This window comes from Pseudomonas tritici (assembly GCF_014268275.3).
Taxonomy (GTDB): Bacteria; Pseudomonadota; Gammaproteobacteria; order Pseudomonadales; family Pseudomonadaceae; genus Aquipseudomonas; species Aquipseudomonas tritici.
Map to the genome: position 1 here is coordinate 1,048,441 of NZ_CP077084.1, position 23,097 is coordinate 1,071,537.

General features: G+C 54.0%; 12 protein-coding genes, 2 tRNA genes, 3 rRNA genes and 1 pseudogene. 8 read left to right on the plus strand and 10 right to left on the minus strand.

The window, feature by feature from the left end:
• Positions 1 to 21 precede the first annotated feature (21 nt).
• The 4 genes from HU722_RS04490 to HU722_RS04505 are packed head-to-tail and all read right to left on the minus strand — an operon-like array spanning position 22 to position 6,292.
• Complete coding sequence (locus HU722_RS04490) at positions 22 to 1,488, minus strand: tyrosine-type recombinase/integrase (protein ID WP_186754786.1); 1,467 nt, start codon at positions 1,486 to 1,488, stop codon at positions 22 to 24.
• On the minus strand, positions 1,481 to 2,029 hold the full coding sequence (locus HU722_RS04495) for a hypothetical protein (protein WP_186754787.1): 549 nt from the start codon (positions 2,027 to 2,029) through the stop codon (positions 1,481 to 1,483). Before HU722_RS04495 ends, HU722_RS04490 begins: the two co-directional genes overlap by 8 nt.
• Complete coding sequence (locus HU722_RS04500) at positions 2,010 to 4,184, minus strand: hypothetical protein (protein ID WP_186754788.1); 2,175 nt, start codon at positions 4,182 to 4,184, stop codon at positions 2,010 to 2,012. Before HU722_RS04500 ends, HU722_RS04495 begins: the two co-directional genes overlap by 20 nt.
• Positions 4,184 to 6,292, minus strand: a complete 2,109-nt coding sequence (locus tag HU722_RS04505) for a hypothetical protein (RefSeq protein ID WP_186754790.1) — start codon at positions 6,290 to 6,292, stop codon at positions 4,184 to 4,186. Before HU722_RS04505 ends, HU722_RS04500 begins: the two co-directional genes overlap by 1 nt.
• A 1,000-nt stretch (positions 6,293 to 7,292) precedes the next feature.
• On the opposite strand from HU722_RS04505, the pseudogene HU722_RS04510 reads away from it, so the two are divergent.
• Positions 7,293 to 8,066, plus strand: a pseudogene (locus HU722_RS04510) (calcium:cation antiporter); the annotation flags it as partial.
• A gap of 45 nt (positions 8,067 to 8,111) precedes the next feature.
• On the opposite strand, the gene HU722_RS04515 reads toward HU722_RS04510, so the two are convergent.
• The 6 genes from HU722_RS04515 to HU722_RS04540 all read right to left on the minus strand — a co-directional run bounded on the left by HU722_RS04515 (position 8,112) and on the right by HU722_RS04540 (position 14,120).
• The gene (locus tag HU722_RS04515) at positions 8,112 to 9,470 is read right to left on the minus strand and encodes an 8-oxoguanine deaminase (protein ID WP_065889019.1); all 1,359 of its coding nucleotides are present in this window, start codon (positions 9,468 to 9,470) and stop codon (positions 8,112 to 8,114) included.
• 184 nt (positions 9,471 to 9,654) lie between these two features.
• The gene (locus HU722_RS04520; RefSeq protein WP_065879956.1) at positions 9,655 to 10,341 is read right to left on the minus strand and encodes an SDR family oxidoreductase; all 687 of its coding nucleotides are present in this window, start codon (positions 10,339 to 10,341) and stop codon (positions 9,655 to 9,657) included.
• Between the two features lie 34 nt (positions 10,342 to 10,375).
• A complete protein-coding gene (locus HU722_RS04525) occupies positions 10,376 to 10,957 on the minus strand; it encodes an IMPACT family protein (protein ID WP_065874244.1) in 582 nt (193 codons plus the stop codon).
• 12 nt (positions 10,958 to 10,969) lie between these two features.
• A complete protein-coding gene (locus HU722_RS04530) occupies positions 10,970 to 11,629 on the minus strand; it encodes a TetR/AcrR family transcriptional regulator (protein WP_049710168.1) in 660 nt (219 codons plus the stop codon).
• An 87-nt stretch (positions 11,630 to 11,716) separates the two neighbouring features.
• The gene (locus HU722_RS04535) at positions 11,717 to 13,111 is read right to left on the minus strand and encodes a uracil-xanthine permease family protein (protein WP_065889018.1); all 1,395 of its coding nucleotides are present in this window, start codon (positions 13,109 to 13,111) and stop codon (positions 11,717 to 11,719) included.
• A gap of 88 nt (positions 13,112 to 13,199) precedes the next feature.
• Positions 13,200 to 14,120, minus strand: coding sequence for a LysR family transcriptional regulator (locus HU722_RS04540; protein WP_065889016.1), 921 nt, complete (start codon positions 14,118 to 14,120; stop codon positions 13,200 to 13,202).
• 125 nt (positions 14,121 to 14,245) lie between these two features.
• Between HU722_RS04540 and aptA the strand changes: the two genes are divergently transcribed.
• The 7 genes from aptA (at position 14,246) to rrf (ending at position 22,973) form a co-directional block, all read left to right on the plus strand.
• Positions 14,246 to 15,595, plus strand: a complete 1,350-nt coding sequence (aptA, locus tag HU722_RS04545) for an omega-aminotransferase AptA (RefSeq protein ID WP_065889014.1) — start codon at positions 14,246 to 14,248, stop codon at positions 15,593 to 15,595.
• Positions 15,596 to 15,634: 39 nt separating this feature from the next.
• On the plus strand, positions 15,635 to 17,128 hold the full coding sequence (locus tag HU722_RS04550; RefSeq protein ID WP_065874240.1) for a CoA-acylating methylmalonate-semialdehyde dehydrogenase: 1,494 nt from the start codon (positions 15,635 to 15,637) through the stop codon (positions 17,126 to 17,128).
• Positions 17,129 to 17,758: 630 nt separating this feature from the next.
• Positions 17,759 to 19,295, plus strand: a 16S ribosomal RNA gene (locus HU722_RS04555).
• A gap of 82 nt (positions 19,296 to 19,377) precedes the next feature.
• A tRNA-Ile gene (locus HU722_RS04560) sits at positions 19,378 to 19,454 on the plus strand.
• Positions 19,455 to 19,484: 30 nt separating this feature from the next.
• Positions 19,485 to 19,560: transfer RNA gene (locus tag HU722_RS04565), tRNA-Ala, on the plus strand.
• Positions 19,561 to 19,809: 249 nt separating this feature from the next.
• Positions 19,810 to 22,701 (plus strand): 23S ribosomal RNA (locus HU722_RS04570).
• A gap of 156 nt (positions 22,702 to 22,857) precedes the next feature.
• Positions 22,858 to 22,973 (plus strand): 5S ribosomal RNA (rrf, locus tag HU722_RS04575).
• The 16S, 23S and 5S rRNA genes sit together here with 2 tRNA genes alongside, the layout of an rRNA operon.
• Positions 22,974 to 23,097: the final 124 nt, after the last annotated feature.

Consider the following 23,097-nt stretch of genomic DNA (forward strand, 5'->3'; position numbering starts at 1 on the left):
CGTTCGGGTGGAGCAGCAACACTACTCAGCACTCTCGCGGCTGCTTAGCCGCATTTCCAGCTTTTCAACCAGAGCTTTGACGCTTCGGATCTCAACCGACAGATCAATTTTTTGCAGCTTGGATTTATGCTCCAGAGCAGTGAGCGTGTCTTTAACAGAGTCCAATTCGTCCTGGGCCTCAAGCATTGAACTGTAGGTAGAGCTCGAGGTGAGCGCCTTGTATTCAGCGTGAAAATAATGGTGGAGAGATGCAGGGTCAGTGTGGCCGGTGAGTTGTGCCACCTCTGCGCAAACATCGTCTCGCAGCGCCGGCGTCCACCCTTTCTTTAGAGCGGGGGTTTGGGCGAATCTTTCCTCCAGCCTGATATTGATTTGACGCGTGACAAAACGATGTCTAAACATGGACAGGCAAACGCGGGTGCCTGACAAACCAGCACCTAAACACAGTCGGTCAAACTCCTTAGTGATTGACTCTTTTTTCAGTCGACTACCGTTCTCACCTAGGAATATATGGTTTGGCTGATCGAAAAAAATATTACGATCTGCCATGAAGTCAATATAAGCTTTCCTAGCTTCCACGTAAGTTGCGAACCGCCTTGCATCTGCAGCATTGATTTTAAAACGGCGTAACGGTGCCGGAGTTCCGCGCTTTTTAGTGGGGATCACAATCTCCAGTGTGTTCGAAATGTTTTGATTGAGCTCAAGGTCGAGGTCAAACAGCTCCTCAGGACGTAGTCCTGTGAGCTTCATCATTCTTAACGTGAACATCCGCCGTTCGTATAGATACACACTGGTAGCATCGTAAAGATCGAGGTCACTGATTGATTTAAGTCTGGAGCTAGCAGGCAGATCCTCCCAGTCTCGCTTCCGGAAAATCTCATCCTGGATTTTTTGGATGATATGTTCGTCTATTGCCACCTTGTCATCGTTGTACGGCACGGGAGCTACGAGCAGTGGATGAACCATGTAGCATCGCTTGGTTTTGGGATTTGTCTCGTAAGATATCGTGATGTTTGCACCGCTATTCTTTAAGCCTATCAATGGTGTTTTAGATAGATTTGGGTAATTTTCGGTTAGCCAGTGCAGAAAGTTAAGCATGGTATGCTGAATTAGCCGGGTGCGGTTGTTGTTCCTTGCTGGTTCGATACCACGAAGGGTGGATTTGGTTTCTTCAACTAGCTGTTTAGTAAAATCCTGAAAATTAGTTTCGTTGAAATTACCGAATTGAATATTCTTGACAGAGCAGAAGCGAACGAAATGCGTGATGAGCGCCGCGTCTACTCGCGCAGAATCCCTGGCGCCTGTGGACGCGCAGATCTCATTCAACCATAGATTGGCAAGGTTACATGGCCTCCCGTTGGGCCAACGAATAAGTACGAAATTTCCGATAATGCGTGGCTTTCCAATGAACGCCCCAGTCTTCCGAACCGGCATAGCTTTGTCAGGTACGCTTACGGACTCATATTCCGTGTAGAGTTGCTTACCCATCCTTTTTGCCGCCGTCGATAACCTTCATTTTCTCTGAAGAAAATATCTGGTCGCTTATCAGGAAAGAGTGATATTTGGCCTTGGACGTTTTGACTTTAAGTGCGATGGCTGCACGGATTTCATCAGCGCTACGGGTGCTTTGAGGGTCAACACGCTCTAGGAAAGTCAGGATGTCAAAGTACGCCATCGAGGCGATGTGAGCCTCCAGCAGCGCGATGCGTGCCTGATCCTTGTCTGAAGGAAGGTTAGGCGCCGGCGCCGGGTTAACCTTGGGTGTCAACAGGGCGAATGCCATGGTTCTCATCTGTAGCATCTTGTCCCACAGGCTTGACCCAGAGATGCCAAACTGTGCAACCTTAGCCGCTTGCTTCAGGGAGTTGAGCGAAATCGATGTGAAGCAGCCAGCGACCTCCAGTTCGCAGAAGCCTCGCATCGAGGATAGAGCTCGAAGCTGGGCTTTCGACGGTGTAATTTCTTTAGATAGCACCTGTGAAAGCCAAGTGTGGCGAGAGTGGAGGTTTTTATTTGTTGTATCTCTCATCTTTTTGGCCTCCTAGACAAATAGCGAAATCAATGGTGTAGATTTCTTCATCGTAAGTTTCAAGCCTGACTTTATATGTGGTCATATCGAACTCAGGTTGTTGCACCATTTTGTCTAAGTATTTGAGTAATTCCTTGTTGCTAATCGAGGCGATGCTAGTGGCTTTAAAGTGCTTCAAGGCTTCTGTGTAAAGTGCTAGAAGCCCTTGGTTTGTATCTTTGGACAGTAAGCCGTTTTCAAGAGCAATGAGCTTGTCATCGATGCATTCGGATTCATATCGGACGGCTTCCGAGTCTGATGGCTCATAATCTGTGTAATCGTCAATATGCTTCCTATTGGAGTGACCTGCCATATACCTCAGCAATTCCTTCCCTGAATCTCCTACGTGCCTGTGTACGAGCAGGAGGAAGAATTTTCTCATCTCGTGAATGCGCACATACCATCGCCGACCCAATTTATCGACGGGCAGGTGGACAACATCACAGAAAGTATTAATGCACAAGTTTACTTTCCATTCGGGAATTCCGCCACTAGGGCATTTGAATCCCCTGCCAGGAATATAGAACAGCCTCCGTGCGTACTCCGATTCATCCCCATAGATACCTGCCAGCTTTTCGCCGAGCACTTGGAGTAGCTGGATGGCATGAGCCGCAACGTAGGGGATAGGGCGTTCAATGAAGTCGTTTGCACCCAACTCCCCAGTTTTGCCGACCATGTGGCCCATAAAAGCGCCATTGTTGCCCCGGTCGGTAGAAAGGCAGTTGCGCTCCAGGGTGCTAAGCTCAATGTTCCGAATAGGTTTTATGATGCCGATAATTATGGCGCAAGCGCCATAAAAAGATTCCATTACCATTTTGTAGTTGTTTTTGTCTACAGGGAAATTCTTCTTCTCTTTGGTTTGGAGCCTGCTTATGGCGAGCGCTTGGAATAGCGGCTGCGCAGGTAAGTTTTCCATGCCTGTCGTCATCCAAAGGTGTTTCGTTTTCTGGAAGAACTCGTTCTTTTTTACGGACTGTTTCGACAATGAATTATCTTCGTCAATAGAGACGAATTGCTCGATATAAAAAATCAGAGATTCAACGATGGCATTCCCGTAGACGGTTATCCACTTGCAGGCTTGGTTCAGGCATTTGAAGCCAATATCAAGAGGTAGCAATTTGGTGTGGCCACCTGGCTTCAAATGTGGCTTGTAATTAAGAACAAGTTGATCAATGTTAAGTTTAATGTCGGGGATGTCTTCGGGCAGGATATCATGGCCTTGGAAAAACAATTTTAGGCATGACATAGTATCCTGGAAAGAGCTGATGCCCATTGCCCCTTCAGCTGCTTCATCTAATGTCTTAGTGTTTTGAGTGCTGTGAAGATTTGTGCGCACACCTCTTTGTAGTAATTCGTCATGGGCCAAGGTTGGCTCAAACTGCCTAATGAACAGGCGGAAATTTGCATTATGCAGAGACGTTGAAGGTCGACCGAGAATGGAGCCAATATAGTCTCTTGAAAGCAATCCTTTATCATAGGTGCTGCTTTGGGCGCTGGAGACATAGAGATCGTTTCGAGTGAAGTAGGAAATCGCTTCTCTTGTGAGCTCAACTGGTAGGGCGTCCGGGGCTGATATGAGATCCTCTAATGAGAAGGAGACAGGTAAGATATCAAGCAGGTGTGAAATGAAACGCTCCTTCAACAACAAAGCAGCAGTCCATCCACCCTGACTGAAAGTTTCGGCGATAGCTTTGCAAGCGTCCTCATCGAAGAGCCGGAAGCCATGCGAGCAGGTTTCATAAGTGTCTTTATAAAGATTGGCGCGTGCTGCCAAATTCATAGCGAAGCTAAAGTATGTAATCCATCGACCTTCCGCGACTGGTTTACCTGTAATGGTGCCCATGCGACAGTGAAATAACCATTTCTGCACCGTTTCTAGCAGCAGTTTATTAGAGTCGTCGGTGAGGTTGGTGCCGTCCGCCATCAAGCGATCAAAGCTCATGCACTGAAGCTTTGACCCACCCGGAAAACTGACCCACCATTCCTGACTTCCGATCCCGCCCCTTACCAGCCAATCTGCTTGATAGCTGTGGCTTCTTTTATAGATTTTGCTTTGCCGTTCCGCTTGTTCGATCATCGCTTTGATACGACGCTCGTCGAATGAAAAGTCTTCCATTAGACGGCCTTCCAAACAGAAAGCGAGACTAGCGGACGAAGGTCGTGTTTCAGGATGGTCGCACGAGCATGCGATTTCCGGAGTTCACTCATGGAATCGCCCGAGACCCTTTCCGCGATAGCCATCTCAGCGTTAGATGCGCTATCGAAATCGAGGGAAACTGTTTTCGCTACTAAATCCCTGAGCACCGGGAAGATCCATAGGGGCACGCTGGTTCGCTCATCGATCACCGAGCGTTCTTCTAGTGCAAGCTTATCGACGGCATCTGCGTATGCGTAGATCGCGGCAAGGCTACCCGCACTCCGATCAAACAGCAGCTCGCGCTCTACAAACATTTCAATTAGAGAGCTGGGATCAGGCGAGTAATGACCAAGCTTTGAGCGTAAGGCTTCGCTTAGGGGATCTCCCTTCTTAAGGCCTAATAGTATCCGTCGGACGAAAGCCTGTAGCTCTTCTCGAGTGCTAAAGTCAGATGCAGCTAACTGCCAAGGCTCGCCCTCTGTTGCTACTAAGATGACCTTTTGATGTAGCACCCTGAAAAACCTCGTCGCCCATCGATGAACCATCCAGGCCGGAATATATTTATCTCTGACCACCTGCAAAGAGTTACCCAGCATGTCCGCTACGGCCTGGAGACTACCAGTACGCAAAAACTCCAAAATCCCTTGAGTGCATCGGATCGTGTAGAGATTGACCATGCTTGGAGTTACGCCTACTTTGTCTAGTTCATCTTTATATAAATCGTGCAGAGAGAGTCCAGCATTTGTAGTCAAGGTTTTTGCAAAGTTAGGACTGGAGCCAATTTGGTTTCTGCTCGAGACAAGGAACAGCTTCCTCCACCCGCTCTTACCCTCCGATAAAAGGCGTCGTCTTGGCATGTTTGTACACCGAATCACATCCATAACGATCCGAGTGCTCAATGGGGGAAGTACAGCGACCTTGCGTGACTGCGCGCGAGGTTTGCTAACGCTGACTGTTATTCGCTTGGTGTCACTATTGCCGCGTAGATAGAATTTTCCGTCTCGTCGGTATAACCTTATGTTGGTCAGTGATGATGGATTGAACGAAGGGTTTTCTGATGCAATGATCGCACTTGCAACTGCGCAGTCTCTGGGTGACAAGTAGCCGAGTAGTCGGTTGAAAGTTTCATTAACTGTATTGTTATCGATACAGTCGTCGCCGGCAGCCTCCCATAGTCGTGCCCTAAGTTTTGGCTTGCTATGGGAGTTGTAGATGACGGGCCTAAAGAAAGGTAGTTCTTGCAGGTCGTCGAATGTCATCGATTTAAGCTCGTCAGTCTGTTCGGCGTAATATCGAGCGACGGCTAGAAACCAGTTGATACCTGTAGGCGAATCTGGATGCGCAAGATGCATGCCATTTCTGCTGAATTGTCCGCTCTCAAGCACCGCCTCGATTTCGTCGTTCGAGATGTTCTTACATAACTCATCACCTCGGGCGTGGCATCTTAGCATTCGCTTCCAGTAGTCTACCGAGCATTCGACAATGGCATCGGCCCTTGTCTCGAGAGTGTTCTTAAGATTAAGTAGGTACACGTCATCTTCAAAACTCAACCCTTCTTCCACAAGGTATTTTTTGGGAAGCAGAAATCGTGGCCCTTTGGGAATAGGCGTGTGCACAGTCCCGTAACCAGCCGGTTGAGACATATTCTCCGGCTGACTGACGGAATTCGCTTTTGCATCTGGGATGAATGTGTCTTCCGGTATGAATCCATCCCGCCTCAGTTTTTTGTAAATAAACGCCACCGCGTTCCAATGGTCATATCGGGTTTTGGGCTTATGATCTTTGTTGTAGAGGTGATGGGAGTAGTGTGTAAGTATGAAGTTGCTCCAGTCATCTTCCGCAGGTGGGAACTTTAACCGGAACTTGGTAACGTGGTTGAAGATATATCTACTTGCCCGGAAGCGTCCTGAATAGCTAGTGGTCTCTCCAGTGATGCATAATACCCTAACCGCATCGGCTACTTTATAGAGCACTTCTTTGTCGACCCACGATGGAGTGTGGATAGTAGAAATTCTGTAGTCGTGAATACATTCATCATCATCCCACTTGAATGTGATGCGATCATCCTGCACTTGGTAGGTAAGCATAATGAGATCCTACGTTGAAAGCGGCATAGCGTAGTGATCTGGTTGCTCTGGTCAAGAACTTTCGTGCGTGCTTTTAAAGTTTTAAACAGTGTATTAAAAGCATACTCTTACATGTATTTCGGGACGGGATTTTGCATTAACCTCACGTCGCAGTGAAAGGTTGGCCGACAATTGATATATTGTTTGGTATATCTGTTGGTCTGCGTTTCGCTGATAAGGAATTGCCGGCCTGGACGCTTATCTGCGAATACGCAGGGGGGTAAGGATTAGGCTAGAGAAGAGGGTTCGTCGTTATCGGCATACCTAAGCGTGGGTGAGCACAAGGAAGGCGGTTGCTGCTTCCCAGTGTACTCAGTTCCTAGGGAGCATTTCACTGAGCGATTGCTTGGTCATCCTCAACCAAGTCGTCTCTAATAGCTCTTTGCCGGGACTGCTGGCGGGGCATTAATTAAATCAATATTGACTTAGCGTTTGAACCAATTATCGATTTATCCGTCGCCGTGTTCTACGGATACTAGCACTACCTCCGCATATATTTAGTCCAGTTGGTGTTCGGCCCCTAGCTTGTAGTGTCGAAGCTAATATTAGTATCCGAATCGGCTTGAATCACGTCCAGCGCAAACCGTAATTCTTTTCAAGTGTGACTGGACATCCCGCGCCTCGCCGCAGACAACACTGCGATACGCGCCAGCTGTCCACCCTTGAGATTGGTGATTTGGGGGGGCAAAGGCGATGGACGGTGCGCTAGGGTTTCCCAACCGTCAATCCGAGGTGATGGGCAACCTGGCCACGATGACCTCATGTCGATCATTGTGGGAATCTCTCTTCCGTTCACAGCCTATGGGAGGTAGTGGAGTGCCGATGAATTCAGCGTTTTTTCGTCTGGGGTATCCGAAGCACATGGAAGTGGGTGTCAAGATTCAGGTGTCAAAACTGTTGGATAAGCTTTTGATCTGTAACGGTTTATACCTTCTAGATGAATTCATGTGTCTAGAAAAACCTAATGCTCGACATCAACGGGATTCTCGGCCTGGCTGCGCTGATGGGCGGTATCAAGCACGGTGAACAGTCCTACAACGACGATTCGGCGCGTACTTACAGCGTGATGATCCTCACCGCCATGGGCGTGTCGATGGTGGTGCCGGAATTCATCCCCGAAGCCGACTGGAAAATTTACTCGGCCTTCACCATTGGCGCGATGGTGGTGTTGTACACCCTGTTCCTGCGCATGCAGGTGGGGCCGCACAGTTATTTCTTCAGCTACAGCTACCCGGAAAAACGCCGCAAGAAGCAGCCGGAAGAACAGGAAGCGCCGTCGGTTAACCTGGCATTTTCCATCGGCACGCTGGTGTTTGGGGTGGTGGTGATCGGTGCATTGGCCGAAGTGATGTCTAAGACCCTGGACCTTGGCCTGGAAGGCACGGGCGCGCCGCCGGTGATCACGGCGATTGTGGTCGCGGCCATTTCGGCAGCGCCGGAAATTTTGACGGCGTTGCGCGCCGCTTTGGCGAACCGCATGCAGTCGGTGGTGAATATTGCGTTGGGTGCTTCGTTGTCGACGGTGATCCTGACGGTGCCGGTGATGGAAGCCATGGCGCTCTACACCGGCCAGCCCTTCCAGATGGCGATGACGCCGGTGCAGACCGTGATGGTGTTGATCACGCTCATTGTGAGCGCGATCAACCTCAACGATGGCGAAACCAATGCCATCGAAGGGATGACGCATTTTGTGTTGTTTGCGACCTTCATTATGTTGTCGTTGTTGGGGTTGTAAGGGTCTTCGGCACACCCCAAAACTAATGTGGGAGCTTTGTTTGGATTAGGTTCCGGCCATCAACTGCCGTGCCGCCTGGGTGTGATCGGCGATCAAGCCTTTCAGGTCCAGGCCTTCCACTTGGCCGTCAATCACACGCCACTTGCCGCCGATCATCACCCGATCCGCCCGATCCGCACCGCACAGCAGCAGTGCCGAGATTGGGTCGTGGCTGCCGGAGAAACGCAGCTCATCCAGCTTGAACAACGCCAGGTCGGCCTGCTTTCCTACCGCCAATTCGCCAATGTCTGTACGCCCGAGCAACTGCGCTGAACCTTTGGTCGCCCAGCCCAGCACGCCTTGCGGGGTGATCTTTTCCGCGCCGTAACGCAAGCGCTGGATGTACAGGGCTTGGCGTGCTTCAAGGATCATGTTTGACGCATCGTTGGAGGCGGAGCCATCCACGCCCAGGCCGATAGGCGCGCCTGCTGCCAGCAGGTCCAGCGTCGGGCAGATGCCGGACGCCAGACGCATGTTCGAGCTTGGGCAGTGGCAGATGCCGGTGCCGGCGGCGCCCAGGCGCGCAATCTCATCCGGGTTGAAGTGAATGCCATGCGCCAGCCAGGTGCGCGGGCCGAGCCAGCCGACGCTGTCCAGATAATCCACGGTGCGCAGGCCGAAGCGTTGCAGGCAGAAGTCTTCTTCGTCGAGGGTTTCCGCCAGGTGGGTGTGCAGGCGTACGTCGAGGCTGTTGGCCAGTTCGGCGCTGGCTTGCATGATTTCCGGGGTGACGGAAAACGGCGAGCAGGGGGCCAGGGCAATCTGGATCTGTGCGCCGTCGCCGCGCTGGTGATAGTCGCGGATCAGGCGTTGGCTGTCTTCAAGGATGACTTGGCCCTGTTGCACGGTCTGCTGCGGAGGCAGGCCGCCATCGGCTTCGCCGAGGCTCATGGAGCCGCGGGTTAGCATGGCGCGCATGCCCAATTCGCGCACGCTTTCAACTTGCACGTCGATCGCGTTTTCCAGGCCGTCAGGGAACAGGTAATGGTGGTCTGCCGCCGTGGTGCAGCCAGAAAGCAGCAACTCCGCGAGTGCCACCTTCGACGCCAGGGCGAGTTTTTCCGGGGTCAGCCGCGCCCAGACCGGGTAGAGGGTTTTCAACCAAGGGAACAATGGCTGATTGACCACCGGCGCCCAGGCGCGGGTCAGGGTTTGATAGAAGTGGTGGTGGGTGTTGATCAGGCCGGGAAGGATCACATGTTCGCGCGCGTCGAAGACATGCCCGCAAGGCACGGCAGGCTCTCTTCCCCAGCCCAGTACTTCGGTGATCACACCGTCTTGCAGCACCAGGCCGCCACGGCCATCGAGACCATTGGCAGTGAAAATCGCGAGGGGGTTTTTTAACCAGATACGGGTCGCAGGCATTGGCCGGCTCCTCTGAATGATGGGTTCAGGTTTGCCAGCTCAGTGTTGCCCTGTCTGCTGATCCAGGGTCGCCGGTGAAGGCGAGGGGCAGAGTTTACTTGTAGTCTATGTTCGGGTCTATCTGTAGGAGCGCGGTGCTCTTGAGATTATCGCGGGCAAGCCCGCTCCCACAGTGGATGGGTATTTACCAGGCGATGGTGTCGCCTTTGTAATCGATGAAGTGATGGCCGCCTTTACCGGTGTAGGCATTCACTTGGTCCACCAGGCCGCGCACGCTGGTGTCGACATCGATGTGCGCATTTTCGCCGCCCATATCGGTCTTCACCCAGCCTGGATGCAGTGACAACACCGTGAGTTTAGGGTCACCCAGTTGGGTGACAAAACTGTTGGTCATGGAGTTGAGCGCCGCCTTGCTGGCCTTATACAGCGCCAGGTCCGCCCCGTCGGGGATGGTCACGCTGCCCAGTACCGAACTCATGAAGGCCAGTACGCCGCTGTCCTTGCGGATCTGCCCGACAAAGCGCTGGGCCAGGTTGATCGGCGCCACGGCATTGGTGAAGAACAGTTGGCCGACTTCGGCCAGGGTGGCGTGGCCGGGTTCTTGATTGGCGGGTCCCTTGACGCCGGCGTTGACGAACAGCAGGTCGAAGGTGCGTTCCTTGAGACGCTTGCTCAGGGCGATCACGGCTTGTTGATCGTCCATGTCGAGCTTTTCGATCTGCGTTGGGCCGAGGGCTTTCAGCGCATCGGCATTGCTCGGATCACGCACGGTGGCGGTCACATCCCAGCCGTCCTGGATCAGTTGCTTGACCAGGCCAAGGCCCAGCCCGCGCGATGCGCCGATGATCAATGCGGTTTTTGGCGTAGGCATGAAAAGCTTCCTTTAGCGTTGCGGTTCAGGGCGTTCAGCGTTGTAGCAGGATACGCCCACGGCTGAGGTCGGCGAGTTGAATTTGCAGGGTGTCGATATGCGCTTCGCCCACCGCCAGTTGTAGTTCGACGCCGTTGGCGGTGAAGGTTTCTTCCACCACCAGCCCGCCCAGTTCAGCCACGCGCAGTTTCACCAGGTTGAGCTCGGCGAACCCGCAAGCGCAACTTAAGGGCACACGGCTGATCAATTCGATGCGTTCGGCATTTTGCAGGCATTTATTCGCGCCACCGCCGTACGCACGCGCTAGCCCGCCGGTGCCCAGTTGGATGCCGCCGTACCAGCGAATCACCAGCACCGCGACCTGATCAAAACCCTGTGCCTCGATGGCCGCCAGGATCGGCCGCCCGGCTGTGCCGCCGGGTTCGCCATCGTCGTTGCTGCGGTATTGATCGGCGAGTTTCCAGGCCCAGCAATTGTGCGTGGCGTTCAGGTCGCTGTGCTGCTCGAAAAAAGCCTGGGCGTCCTGCGGGCTGGTGATCGGTGCGGCGAGCGTGATGAAGCGGCTTTTGCGTATTTCTTCGCGAAATTCGCAAAGGCCGGTGAGCGTGAAAGGCATAAGTCGCTTCGTTTATTGGACGGGCTTGATGCCACAGCCCTTGAGAATGATGTGGATCAGGTTGGTGCCGGCGTCGTCCATGTCCTGCTTGGTCAGCTTGGTGCGACCGGTGACGCGGCAGATCTGGGTGGCGAAGTCGGCGTAGTGCTGGGTGCTGCCCCACAGCAGGAAGATCAGGTGCACGGGGTCGATGGGGTCCATCTTGCCGGCGTCGATCCAGGCCTGGAACACCGCCGCGCGGCCACTGAACCACGCACGATAGTCCTGGCTGAAATATTCGGTGAGGCATTCGCCGCCGCTGATGATCTCCATGGCGAAGATCCGCGAGGCCTGGGGTTGGCGCCGCGAGAACTCCATCTTGGTGCGAATGTAGCGGGTGAGGGCTACGGCCGGGTCGTCCTCGGCGGTCAGCGCGTTGAAGGTGCTGTCCCACAGTTCGAGGATGTTGCTGAGCACCGCGATGTACAGGCCCAGTTTGTTGGTGAAGTAGTAGTGCAAGTTGGCCTTTGGCAGCCCGGCACTGGCAGCAATCGTATTCATGCTGGTGCCTTTGTAGCCATGGCGCGCGAACTCATCTTCAGCAGCCTGGAGAATCGCTTGTTCGTTCTTTTGCCGAATGCGGCTGGCGGGTTTACCGGCTTGGTTGCTGTGGGCAGGAACTTCGAGGCTCATGGAGGTTTCCGTGCTGATCGATAGAGACGACGTGTGCACAGATAACCCACCCTCAAGCCTCAGACAAGTCCTGATGCAATAAAACTGTCAAAGCGGTTCCAGCGTGTCGCTTTCCGGTGTGTGGTTTGCGGCGACGCGGGTGGGTTTGGCTTCCGGTAATAGCAGGCACAGCACAATGGCAGTCAGGCCGCCGCTGGTGATAGCGGAGTCGAACAGGTTCTGCACCAGCGTCGGCATCAAGTGCAGCAGGTTCGGTTGGGCGGCGATACCCAGGCCCACACCAAACGAGGTGGCGATGATCAGCATGCTGCGTCGGTCCAGCGGTGCCTGAGCAAGGATGCGCACACCGGCGGCGGCCACGCTGCCGAACATCACCAGGGTCGCGCCGCCCAAGACCGGCTTGGGGATTTGCTGCAGGACTGCGCCAATCAATGGAAACAACCCGAGGCAAAACAGCACCACGCCGATATATAAGCCGACGTATCGGCTGGCGACGCCGGTGAGTTGAATCACGCCGTTGTTCTGCGCGAACGTGGTGTTGGGGAAGGCGCTGAAGGTGGCGGCGATCATGCAACTGACACCATCGCCGAGGACGCCACCCTTGAGGCGGCTTATATAAGAAGGGCCGCTGATGGGCTGGCGGGCGATCATGCAGTTGGCGGTGAGGTCACCGACCGTTTCGATGCTGCTGATCAGATAAATCAGCGCGATCGGCAGGAAAGCGCTCCAGTCGAAGTTGAAACCAAAGCGAAACGGAATAGGCAGGCTGACCAGCGGCAGGTCGGGCAGGGCTTGAGGCATGAGTTTGCCGCTGAACCACGCGGCCAGGCTACCGAGGGCCAGGCCGATGATGATTGCCGACAGGCGCACCCAAGGTGTGTTGGAGCGGTTGAGCAGGATGATGGTCAGTACCACGAACACACCCAGCGCCAAGTTGATAGGCGCGCCGAAGTCCGGGGCGTTGAAACCGCCGCCAAGGTCGGTGATGCCGACCTTGATCAAACTGATGCCGATCAACGTGATGACAATTCCAGTCACCAACGGCGTGATGACTCGGCGCAGTTGGCCGATAAAGCGGCTCAGCACGATCTGCACCACGGCGCCGAAAAAGCACACGCCAAAGATCATCGCCATGATGTCTTCCGGGCTGCCGCCACGTTGCTTCACCAAAAAGCCCGCCGACAACACCGCGCCGAGAAACGCAAAGCTGGTGCCTTGCAGGCAGATCATCCCGGCGCCGATACCAAATGGCCTACGTGCCTGGATGAAGGTGCCGACACCGGAGACCATCAACGCCATGCTGATCAAGTAGGGCAAATGGGCGGTGAGGCCCAGGGAGGAGCCGATGATCAGTGGCGGGGTGATGATGCCGACAAAGGCGGCCAGCACATGTTGCAGTGCGGCGAGCAGGGCCGGAGCGGGTTTCGGGCGGTCGTTGAGGCCGTAGATGAGGTCGCTGGAGCTGGAGGGTTCTGGTGGCATGGCGGGCAAACTCGAGTCGGACAGTTCTAGGTCCTGGTGGGCTTGCAAAAAACTGTCCAAGTGCTCAGCTTTTTGCTCGAGGCCCGCGTTAGCGCGTTGCTGCTAGACTTTCCAGGAAGCTTTCCAGCACCAAATGGGGGCGACGGCCCTTACGCGTGACCGATGCGAGGCTCAAATCGTAAAAACGTGTAGCCGGTTTCAGCGGGCGCAGTCGTCCTTGTTGTACCCACAGGCTGGCGTAGTGATCGGGCAGGTAACCGATATAGCGGCCGGTGAGGATCAGGAATGCCATGCCTTCGCGGTCGGAGGCGCTGGCGGTGCAGTTGAGTGCCTGGTAATGGGCCTGGATCTCGGCGGGCAGGCGGAACGTCGGTGCGATGGCGTCCTGGTCATCGATGCGAGCGTCGTCCAACTGCTTGTCGTCGGCATAGAACAACGGGTGGCCGACCGCGCAGTAGAGCAGCGAACGCTCGCTGTACAGCGGTTGATATTCCAATCCCGACAGGGCGCTTGCCTGGGGCACCACGCCGACATGCAGGCGACCGTCGAGCACGCCTTGTTCGACTTCGTTGGGGGCGATCATGCGGATCTGGATTTGCACATCCGGGCCGCGTTCCTTCAATTGTGCGAGCGCGTGGGTGATGCGCATGTGGGGCAGGGTGACGAGGTTGTCGGTGAGACCGATGATCAGCTCGCCGCGCAGATGCTGGTGCAGGCCGTTGACCTCGGTGCGAAAGCTTTCCAGGGCACTCAAGAGTTGCAGGGCCGATTGGTAGACCTCGCGGCCTTCTTCGGTCAGGGAGAAACCGGCGCGGCCGCGTTGGCACAGCCTTAGCCCGAGGCGTTGCTCAAGATCGCTCATTTGCTGGCTGATGGCCGAACGGCCTATGCCCAGCACGGTTTCTGCCGCTGAAAAACCACCGCACTCCACCACACTGCGAAAAATGCGCAGCAGGCGGATATCGAAGTCGCTGACTTGGGCCAGGGGATCGGGTCGACGGCTGCTCATAGTTTAGTGACGGCCTGACTGAAGGTTAGAAGAGTTGGATTTCACCGACTTTATCGCCATGGCAATTTAGCTGCAACCACGCGTTTCAATCCCGACGCTGCCTTCTGCCTTGCGAGGTTTTGCTGATGAACATGCCCGAAAACGCCCCATCGTCCCTGGCCAGCCAACTGAAGCTGGACGCGCACTGGATGCCTTACACCGCCAACCGTAACTTCCAGCGTGACCCGCGGCTGATCGTGGCCGCCGAAGGGAGCTGGTTGATGGATGACAAAGGCCGCAAGGTGTATGACTCGCTCTCGGGCCTGTGGACCTGTGGCGCCGGGCACACGCGTAAGGAAATCCAGGAAGCGGTGTCCAAACAACTGGGGACTTTGGACTACTCGCCGGGCTTCCAATACGGTCACCCGTTGTCCTTCCAACTGGCGGAAAAGATTACGGCCCTGACCCCTGGCAACCTTAACCATGTGTTCTTCACCGACTCCGGCTCCGAGTGCGCCGACACGGCGGTGAAGATGGTGCGTGCGTACTGGCGCCTGAAAGGTCAGGCCACCAAGACCAAGATGATCGGTCGCGCCCGTGGTTATCACGGTGTGAACATCGCCGGCACCAGCCTGGGCGGCGTCAACGGCAACCGTAAAATGTTTGGTCAGGCGATGATGGATGTTGATCATCTGCCGCACACCCTGCTGGCGAGCAATGCATTCTCCCGTGGGATGCCGGAGCAGGGCGGTATCGCGCTGGCTGATGAATTGCTCAAGCTGATCGAGTTGCACGATGCATCGAATATCGCGGCTGTATTTGTCGAGCCAATGGCCGGCTCTGCGGGCGTGCTGGTGCCGCCACAGGGTTACCTCAAGCGTCTGCGTGAGATCTGTGACCAGCACAATATCCTGTTGGTGTTCGACGAAGTGATCACCGGGTTTGGCCGTACCGGTTCGATGTTCGGGGCCGACAGCTTCGGCGTGACCCCAGACCTGATGTGCATCGCCAAGCAAGTAACCAACGGCGCGATCCCGATGGGCGCGGTGATTGCCAGCAGCGAGATCTATCAGACCTTCATGAACCAGGCGACGCCGGAGTATGCGGTGGAATTCCCCCACGGCTACACCTACTCGGCGCATCCGGTGGCGTGCGCAGCTGGCCTGGCGGCATTGGACCTGCTGCAGAAGGAAAACCTGGTGCAGAGCGTAGCCGAAGTCGCACCGCACTTTGAGAATGCGCTGCACGGTTTGAAGGGCAGCAAGAACGTAATCGATATTCGCAACTATGGCTTGGCCGGTGCGATCCAGATTGCCCCGCGTGACGGTGATGCCATCGTGCGTCCATTCGAGGCCGGCATGGCCTTGTGGAAAGCCGGTTTCTACGTGCGTTTTGGCGGTGACACCCTGCAGTTCGGACCAACCTTCAACAGCAAGCCGCAGGACCTGGATCGCTTGTTCGATGCGGTCGGCGGAGTGCTGAACAAGATCGACTGATTTCTCCTTCTATATAGAACAATTTTTCAGGAGCCCTGCATGAGCCTTATCCAGCATTTGATCAACGGTGAGATGGTCAACGACAGTGGCCGCAGTGCCGACGTGTATAACCCGTCGACCGGCCAGGTGATCCACCATGTGCCGTTGGCCAGCCGTGAAACCATTCAACAAGCGATCGACTCGGCCAAGGCTGCGTTCCCGGCGTGGCGTAATACCCCGCCAGCCAAGCGCGCCCAGGTGATGTTTCGTTTCAAGCAGTTGCTGGAGCAGAACGAAGCACGCATCTCGCAGTTAATCAGCGAAGAGCATGGCAAGACGCTGGAAGACGCGGCCGGTGAGTTGAAGCGCGGGATCGAAAACGTGGAGTACGCGTGCTCGGCGCCGGAGATTCTGAAGGGCGAATACAGTCGTAACGTAGGACCGAACATTGATGCCTGGTCGGACTTCCAGCCGCTGGGCGTGGTTGCCGGTATTACACCGTTCAACTTCCCGGCGATGGTGCCGTTGTGGATGTACCCGTTGGCGATAGTCTGCGGTAACTGTTTCATCCTGAAACCATCGGAGCGTGATCCGAGCTCGACGCTGTTGATCGCGCAATTGCTGCAAGAGGCCGGTTTGCCTAAAGGCGTGCTGAGTGTGGTGCACGGTGACAAGGGTGCGGTGGATGCACTGATCGAAGCACCGGAAGTGAAAGCACTGAGTTTCGTGGGCTCGACGCCGATTGCCGAATACATTTATTCCGAAGCGACCAAGCGTGGCAAACGCGTGCAGGCACTGGGTGGGGCGAAGAACCACGCGGTACTGATGCCGGACGCGGACCTGGATAACGCGGTGAGTGCCTTGATGGGCGCGGCGTATGGTTCCTGTGGTGAGCGTTGCATGGCGATTTCGGTGGCTGTGTGCGTGGGCGACCAAGTGGCGGATGCGTTGATTGCCAAGCTGGTGCCGCAGGTCAAGGCGCTGAAAATTGGCGCGGGCACGTCTTGCGGGCTGGATATGGGGCCGTTGGTGACGGGCCAGGCGCGTGACAAAGTCAGTGGCTATATAGAAGACGGAGTGGCGGCGGGGGCTGAGCTGGTTGTCGATGGTCGCGGCTTGAGTGTTGCCGGGCACGAAGAGGGCTTCTTCCTGGGGGGGAGTTTGTTTGATCGTGTGACGCCTGAGATGCGTATCTATAAAGAAGAGATCTTCGGACCGGTGTTGTGCGTGGTGCGGGTGGATAGCCTGGAAACGGCGATGCAACTGATCAACGATCATGAATACGGTAACGGTACCTGTATCTTCACGCGTGACGGTGAAGCGGCACGGCTGTTCTGCGATGAGATCGAAGTGGGCATGGTCGGCGTTAACGTTCCCCTGCCAGTGCCGGTGGCTTATCACAGCTTTGGTGGCTGGAAGCGATCGCTGTTCGGCGACTTGCATGCGTACGGTCCGGATGGGGTGCGCTTCTACACACGTCGCAAGGCGATTACACAGCGCTGGCCGCAACGGGCGAGCCATGAAGCGTCGCAGTTTGCCTTTCCTAGTCTTTAAGGCTCGGTAGGAAGAAAGCCGGCCCCTTGGGGCCGGCTTTTGCGTTTCTGGGGGCTTTTTGACCTATATGACAGAAATGTGAAAAAAAGGGGTTGACGGCAGATCCTAGAAGTCTATAATTCGCCCCACTTCCGGCGCAGTCGAAACGGAAAACTCCTTGGTAAACAAAGAGTTATGCGAGATTCGACAGCGAGTTGCTTCAGTTCATCGAAGCCCAGAAGGAGTTGGTAGAGCAGTGTTGTTTGGCTCTATTAACGTTTCGATCCTCTCGGTCGAAAGCGGAGAAAAAGAGGTGTTGACAGCAGCGTGTAACGCTGTAGAATTCGCCTCCCGCTAACGAGAGATCGGAAGCGCAAGTGGTTGAAGTTGTTGAAGAATTCTTCGAAAACTTCTGAAAATAATCACTTGACAGCAAATGAGGCTGCTGTAGAATGCGCGCCTCGGTTGAGACGAAAGATCTTAACCAACCGCTCTTTAACAACTGAATCAAGCAATTCGTGTGGGTGCTTGTGGAGTCAGACTGATAGTCAACAAGATTATCAGCATCACAAGTTACTCCGCGAGAAATCAAAGATGTAACCAACGATTGCTGAGCCAAGTTTAGGGTTTCTTAAAAACCCAAAGATGTTTGAACTGAAGAGTTTGATCATGGCTCAGATTGAACGCTGGCGGCAGGCCTAACACATGCAAGTCGAGCGGTAGAGAGAAGCTTGCTTCTCTTGAGAGCGGCGGACGGGTGAGTAATGCCTAGGAATCTGCCTGGTAGTGGGGGATAACGTTCGGAAACGGACGCTAATACCGCATACGTCCTACGGGAGAAAGCAGGGGACCTTCGGGCCTTGCGCTATCAGATGAGCCTAGGTCGGATTAGCTAGTTGGTGAGGTAATGGCTCACCAAGGCGACGATCCGTAACTGGTCTGAGAGGATGATCAGTCACACTGGAACTGAGACACGGTCCAGACTCCTACGGGAGGCAGCAGTGGGGAATATTGGACAATGGGCGAAAGCCTGATCCAGCCATGCCGCGTGTGTGAAGAAGGTCTTCGGATTGTAAAGCACTTTAAGTTGGGAGGAAGGGCAGTTACCTAATACGTGATTGTTTTGACGTTACCGACAGAATAAGCACCGGCTAACTCTGTGCCAGCAGCCGCGGTAATACAGAGGGTGCAAGCGTTAATCGGAATTACTGGGCGTAAAGCGCGCGTAGGTGGTTTGTTAAGTTGGATGTGAAATCCCCGGGCTCAACCTGGGAACTGCATTCAAAACTGACTGACTAGAGTATGGTAGAGGGTGGTGGAATTTCCTGTGTAGCGGTGAAATGCGTAGATATAGGAAGGAACACCAGTGGCGAAGGCGACCACCTGGACTAATACTGACACTGAGGTGCGAAAGCGTGGGGAGCAAACAGGATTAGATACCCTGGTAGTCCACGCCGTAAACGATGTCAACTAGCCGTTGGAAGCCTTGAGCTTTTAGTGGCGCAGCTAACGCATTAAGTTGACCGCCTGGGGAGTACGGCCGCAAGGTTAAAACTCAAATGAATTGACGGGGGCCCGCACAAGCGGTGGAGCATGTGGTTTAATTCGAAGCAACGCGAAGAACCTTACCAGGCCTTGACATCCAATGAACTTTCTAGAGATAGATTGGTGCCTTCGGGAACATTGAGACAGGTGCTGCATGGCTGTCGTCAGCTCGTGTCGTGAGATGTTGGGTTAAGTCCCGTAACGAGCGCAACCCTTGTCCTTAGTTACCAGCACGTCATGGTGGGCACTCTAAGGAGACTGCCGGTGACAAACCGGAGGAAGGTGGGGATGACGTCAAGTCATCATGGCCCTTACGGCCTGGGCTACACACGTGCTACAATGGTCGGTACAGAGGGTTGCCAAGCCGCGAGGTGGAGCTAATCCCAGAAAACCGATCGTAGTCCGGATCGCAGTCTGCAACTCGACTGCGTGAAGTCGGAATCGCTAGTAATCGCGAATCAGAATGTCGCGGTGAATACGTTCCCGGGCCTTGTACACACCGCCCGTCACACCATGGGAGTGGGTTGCACCAGAAGTAGCTAGTCTAACCTTCGGGAGGACGGTTACCACGGTGTGATTCATGACTGGGGTGAAGTCGTAACAAGGTAGCCGTAGGGGAACCTGCGGCTGGATCACCTCCTTAATCGACGACATCAGCTGCTCCATAAGTTCCCACACGAATTGCTTGATTCATTGAAGAAGACGATAAGAAGCAGCCCGAAATTGGGTCTGTAGCTCAGTTGGTTAGAGCGCACCCCTGATAAGGGTGAGGTCGGCAGTTCGAATCTGCCCAGACCCACCAATTTTGTGTGGGAAACGCCTGTAGAAATACGGGGCCATAGCTCAGCTGGGAGAGCGCCTGCCTTGCACGCAGGAGGTCAACGGTTCGATCCCGTTTGGCTCCACCACTACTGCTTCTACGTTATGAAAGCTTAGAAATGAGCATTCCATCGTTATGATGGTGAATGTTGATTTCTAGTCTTTGATTAGATCGTTCTTTAAAAATTTGGGTATGTGATAGAAAGATAGACTGAACGTTACTTTCACTGGTAACGGATCAGGCTAAGGTAAAATTTGTGAGTTACTCAGTTTTGAGTATTATCGAATTTTCGGCGAATGTTGTCTTCACAGTATAACCAGATTGCTTGGGGTTATATGGTCAAGTGAAGAAGCGCATACGGTGGATGCCTTGGCAGTCAGAGGCGATGAAAGACGTGGTAGCCTGCGAAAAGCTTCGGGGAGTCGGCAAACAGACTTTGATCCGGAGATGTCTGAATGGGGGAACCCAGCCATCATAAGATGGTTACCTTACACTGAATACATAGGTGTATGGAGCGAACCAGGGGAACTGAAACATCTAAGTACCCTGAGGAAAAGAAATCAACCGAGATTCCCTTAGTAGTGGCGAGCGAACGGGGACTAGCCCTTAAGTGGCTTTGAGATTAGCGGAACGCTCTGGAAAGTGCGGCCATAGTGGGTGATAGCCCTGTACGCGAAAATCTCTTAGTCATGAAATCGAGTAGGACGGAGCACGAGAAACTTTGTCTGAATATGGGGGGACCATCCTCCAAGGCTAAATACTACTGACTGACCGATAGTGAACTAGTACCGTGAGGGAAAGGCGAAAAGAACCCCGGAGAGGGGAGTGAAATAGATCCTGAAACCGTATGCGTACAAGCAGTGGGAGCCCACTTTGTTGGGTGACTGCGTACCTTTTGTATAATGGGTCAGCGACTTATTTTCAGTGGCGAGCTTAACCGAATAGGGGAGGCGTAGCGAAAGCGAGTCTTAATAGGGCGTCTAGTCGCTGGGAATAGACCCGAAACCGGGCGATCTATCCATGGGCAGGTTGAAGGTTGGGTAACACTAACTGGAGGACCGAACCGACTACCGTTGAAAAGTTAGCGGATGACCTGTGGATCGGAGTGAAAGGCTAATCAAGCTCGGAGATAGCTGGTTCTCCTCGAAAGCTATTTAGGTAGCGCCTCATGTATCACTGTAGGGGGTAGAGCACTGTTTCGGCTAGGGGGTCATCCCGACTTACCAAACCGATGCAAACTCCGAATACCTACAAGTGCCGAGCATGGGAGACACACGGCGGGTGCTAACGTCCGTCGTGAAAAGGGAAACAACCCAGACCGTCAGCTAAGGTCCCAAAGTTATGGTTAAGTGGGAAACGATGTGGGAAGGCTTAGACAGCTAGGAGGTTGGCTTAGAAGCAGCCACCCTTTAAAGAAAGCGTAATAGCTCACTAGTCGAGTCGGCCTGCGCGGAAGATGTAACGGGGCTCAAACCATACACCGAAGCTACGGGTATCACGTAAGTGATGCGGTAGAGGAGCGTTCTGTAAGCCTGTGAAGGTGAGTTGAGAAGCTTGCTGGAGGTATCAGAAGTGCGAATGCTGACATGAGTAACGACAATGGGTGTGAAAAACACCCACGCCGAAAGACCAAGGTTTCCTGCGCAACGTTAATCGACGCAGGGTTAGTCGGTCCCTAAGGCGAGGCTGAAAAGCGTAGTCGATGGAAAACAGGTTAATATTCCTGTACTTCTGGTTATTGCGATGGAGGGACGGAGAAGGCTAGGCCAGCTTGGCGTTGGTTGTCCAAGTTTAAGGTGGTAGGCTGAGATCTTAGGTAAATCCGGGATCTTAAGGCCGAGAGCTGATGACGAGCTAACTTTTAGTTAGCGAAGTGGTTGATGCCATGCTTCCAAGAAAAGCTTCTAAGCTTCAGGTAACCAGGAACCGTACCCCAAACCGACACAGGTGGTTGGGTAGAGAATACCAAGGCGCTTGAGAGAACTCGGGTGAAGGAACTAGGCAAAATGGCACCGTAACTTCGGGAGAAGGTGCGCCGGTGAGGGTGAAGGACTTGCTCCGTAAGCTCATGCCGGTCGAAGATACCAGGCCGCTGCGACTGTTTATTAAAAACACAGCACTCTGCAAACACGAAAGTGGACGTATAGGGTGTGACGCCTGCCCGGTGCCGGAAGGTTAATTGATGGGGTTAGCTAACGCGAAGCTCTTGATCGAAGCCCCGGTAAACGGCGGCCGTAACTATAACGGTCCTAAGGTAGCGAAATTCCTTGTCGGGTAAGTTCCGACCTGCACGAATGGCGTAACGATGGCGGCGCTGTCTCCACCCGAGACTCAGTGAAATTGAAATCGCTGTGAAGATGCAGTGTATCCGCGGCTAGACGGAAAGACCCCGTGAACCTTTACTATAGCTTTGCACTGGACTTTGAATTTGCTTGTGTAGGATAGGTGGGAGGCTTTGAAGCGTGGACGCCAGTCTGCGTGGAGCCAACCTTGAAATACCACCCTGGCAACTTTGAGGTTCTAACTCAGGTCCGTTATCCGGATCGAGGACAGTGTATGGTGGGTAGTTTGACTGGGGCGGTCTCCTCCTAAAGAGTAACGGAGGAGTACGAAGGTGCGCTCAGACCGGTCGGAAATCGGTCGTAGAGTATAAAGGCAAAAGCGCGCTTGACTGCGAGACAGACACGTCGAGCAGGTACGAAAGTAGGTCTTAGTGATCCGGTGGTTCTGTATGGAAGGGCCATCGCTCAACGGATAAAAGGTACTCCGGGGATAACAGGCTGATACCGCCCAAGAGTTCATATCGACGGCGGTGTTTGGCACCTCGATGTCGGCTCATCACATCCTGGGGCTGAAGCCGGTCCCAAGGGTATGGCTGTTCGCCATTTAAAGTGGTACGCGAGCTGGGTTTAGAACGTCGTGAGACAGTTCGGTCCCTATCTGCCGTGGACGTTTGAGATTTGAGAGGGGCTGCTCCTAGTACGAGAGGACCGGAGTGGACGAACCTCTGGTGTTCCGGTTGTCACGCCAGTGGCATTGCCGGGTAGCTATGTTCGGAATAGATAACCGCTGAAAGCATCTAAGCGGGAAACTAGCCTCAAGATGAGATCTCACTGGGACCTTGAGTCCCCTGAAGGGCCGTCGAAGACTACGACGTTGATAGGTTGGGTGTGTAAGCGCTGTGAGGCGTTGAGCTAACCAATACTAATTGCCCGTGAGGCTTGACCATATAACACCCAAGCAATTTGACTACTCGAAAGAGCATCAGATTGCGGTGTGTGAAGACGATAGAACCGAAAGTTCGATCTCACGAAAACACCGAAAGCTGTCACATACCCAATTTGCTGAAGCGAGGCCATCTGGTCACGACTCAGTACCCGAATTTCTTGACGACCATAGAGCATTGGAACCACCTGATCCCATCCCGAACTCAGTAGTGAAACGATGCATCGCCGATGGTAGTGTGGGGTTTCCCCATGTGAGAGTAGGTCATCGTCAAGATTAAATTCCAGAACCCCTGTTTGCTAACGCGAACAGGGGTTTTGTTTTGGGCGGTCGAAAAGCACATGGGGTGTTCGCGTAGGGCCAGAAAGACAATGCGCCGGCTGTAAACAGCAGTCGTCTG

Coding starts and splice junctions, on each gene's coding strand:
- HU722_RS04550 (WP_065874240.1), top strand. CDS start 15,635: ATGAGCCTTATCCAGCATTTGATCAACGGTGAGATGGTCAACGACAGT.
- HU722_RS04500 (WP_186754788.1), bottom strand. CDS start 4,184: ATGGAAGACTTTTCATTCGACGAGCGTCGTATCAAAGCGATGATCGAA.
- aptA (WP_065889014.1), top strand. CDS start 14,246: ATGAACATGCCCGAAAACGCCCCATCGTCCCTGGCCAGCCAACTGAAG.
- HU722_RS04490 (WP_186754786.1), bottom strand. CDS start 1,488: ATGGGTAAGCAACTCTACACGGAATATGAGTCCGTAAGCGTACCTGAC.
- HU722_RS04520 (WP_065879956.1), bottom strand. CDS start 10,341: ATGCCTACGCCAAAAACCGCATTGATCATCGGCGCATCGCGCGGGCTG.
- HU722_RS04540 (WP_065889016.1), bottom strand. CDS start 14,120: ATGAGCAGCCGTCGACCCGATCCCCTGGCCCAAGTCAGCGACTTCGAT.
- HU722_RS04530 (WP_049710168.1), bottom strand. CDS start 11,629: ATGAGCCTCGAAGTTCCTGCCCACAGCAACCAAGCCGGTAAACCCGCC.
- HU722_RS04525 (WP_065874244.1), bottom strand. CDS start 10,957: ATGCCTTTCACGCTCACCGGCCTTTGCGAATTTCGCGAAGAAATACGC.
- HU722_RS04505 (WP_186754790.1), bottom strand. CDS start 6,292: ATGCTTACCTACCAAGTGCAGGATGATCGCATCACATTCAAGTGGGAT.
- HU722_RS04515 (WP_065889019.1), bottom strand. CDS start 9,470: ATGCCTGCGACCCGTATCTGGTTAAAAAACCCCCTCGCGATTTTCACT.
- HU722_RS04535 (WP_065889018.1), bottom strand. CDS start 13,111: ATGCCACCAGAACCCTCCAGCTCCAGCGACCTCATCTACGGCCTCAAC.
- HU722_RS04495 (WP_186754787.1), bottom strand. CDS start 2,029: ATGAGAGATACAACAAATAAAAACCTCCACTCTCGCCACACTTGGCTT.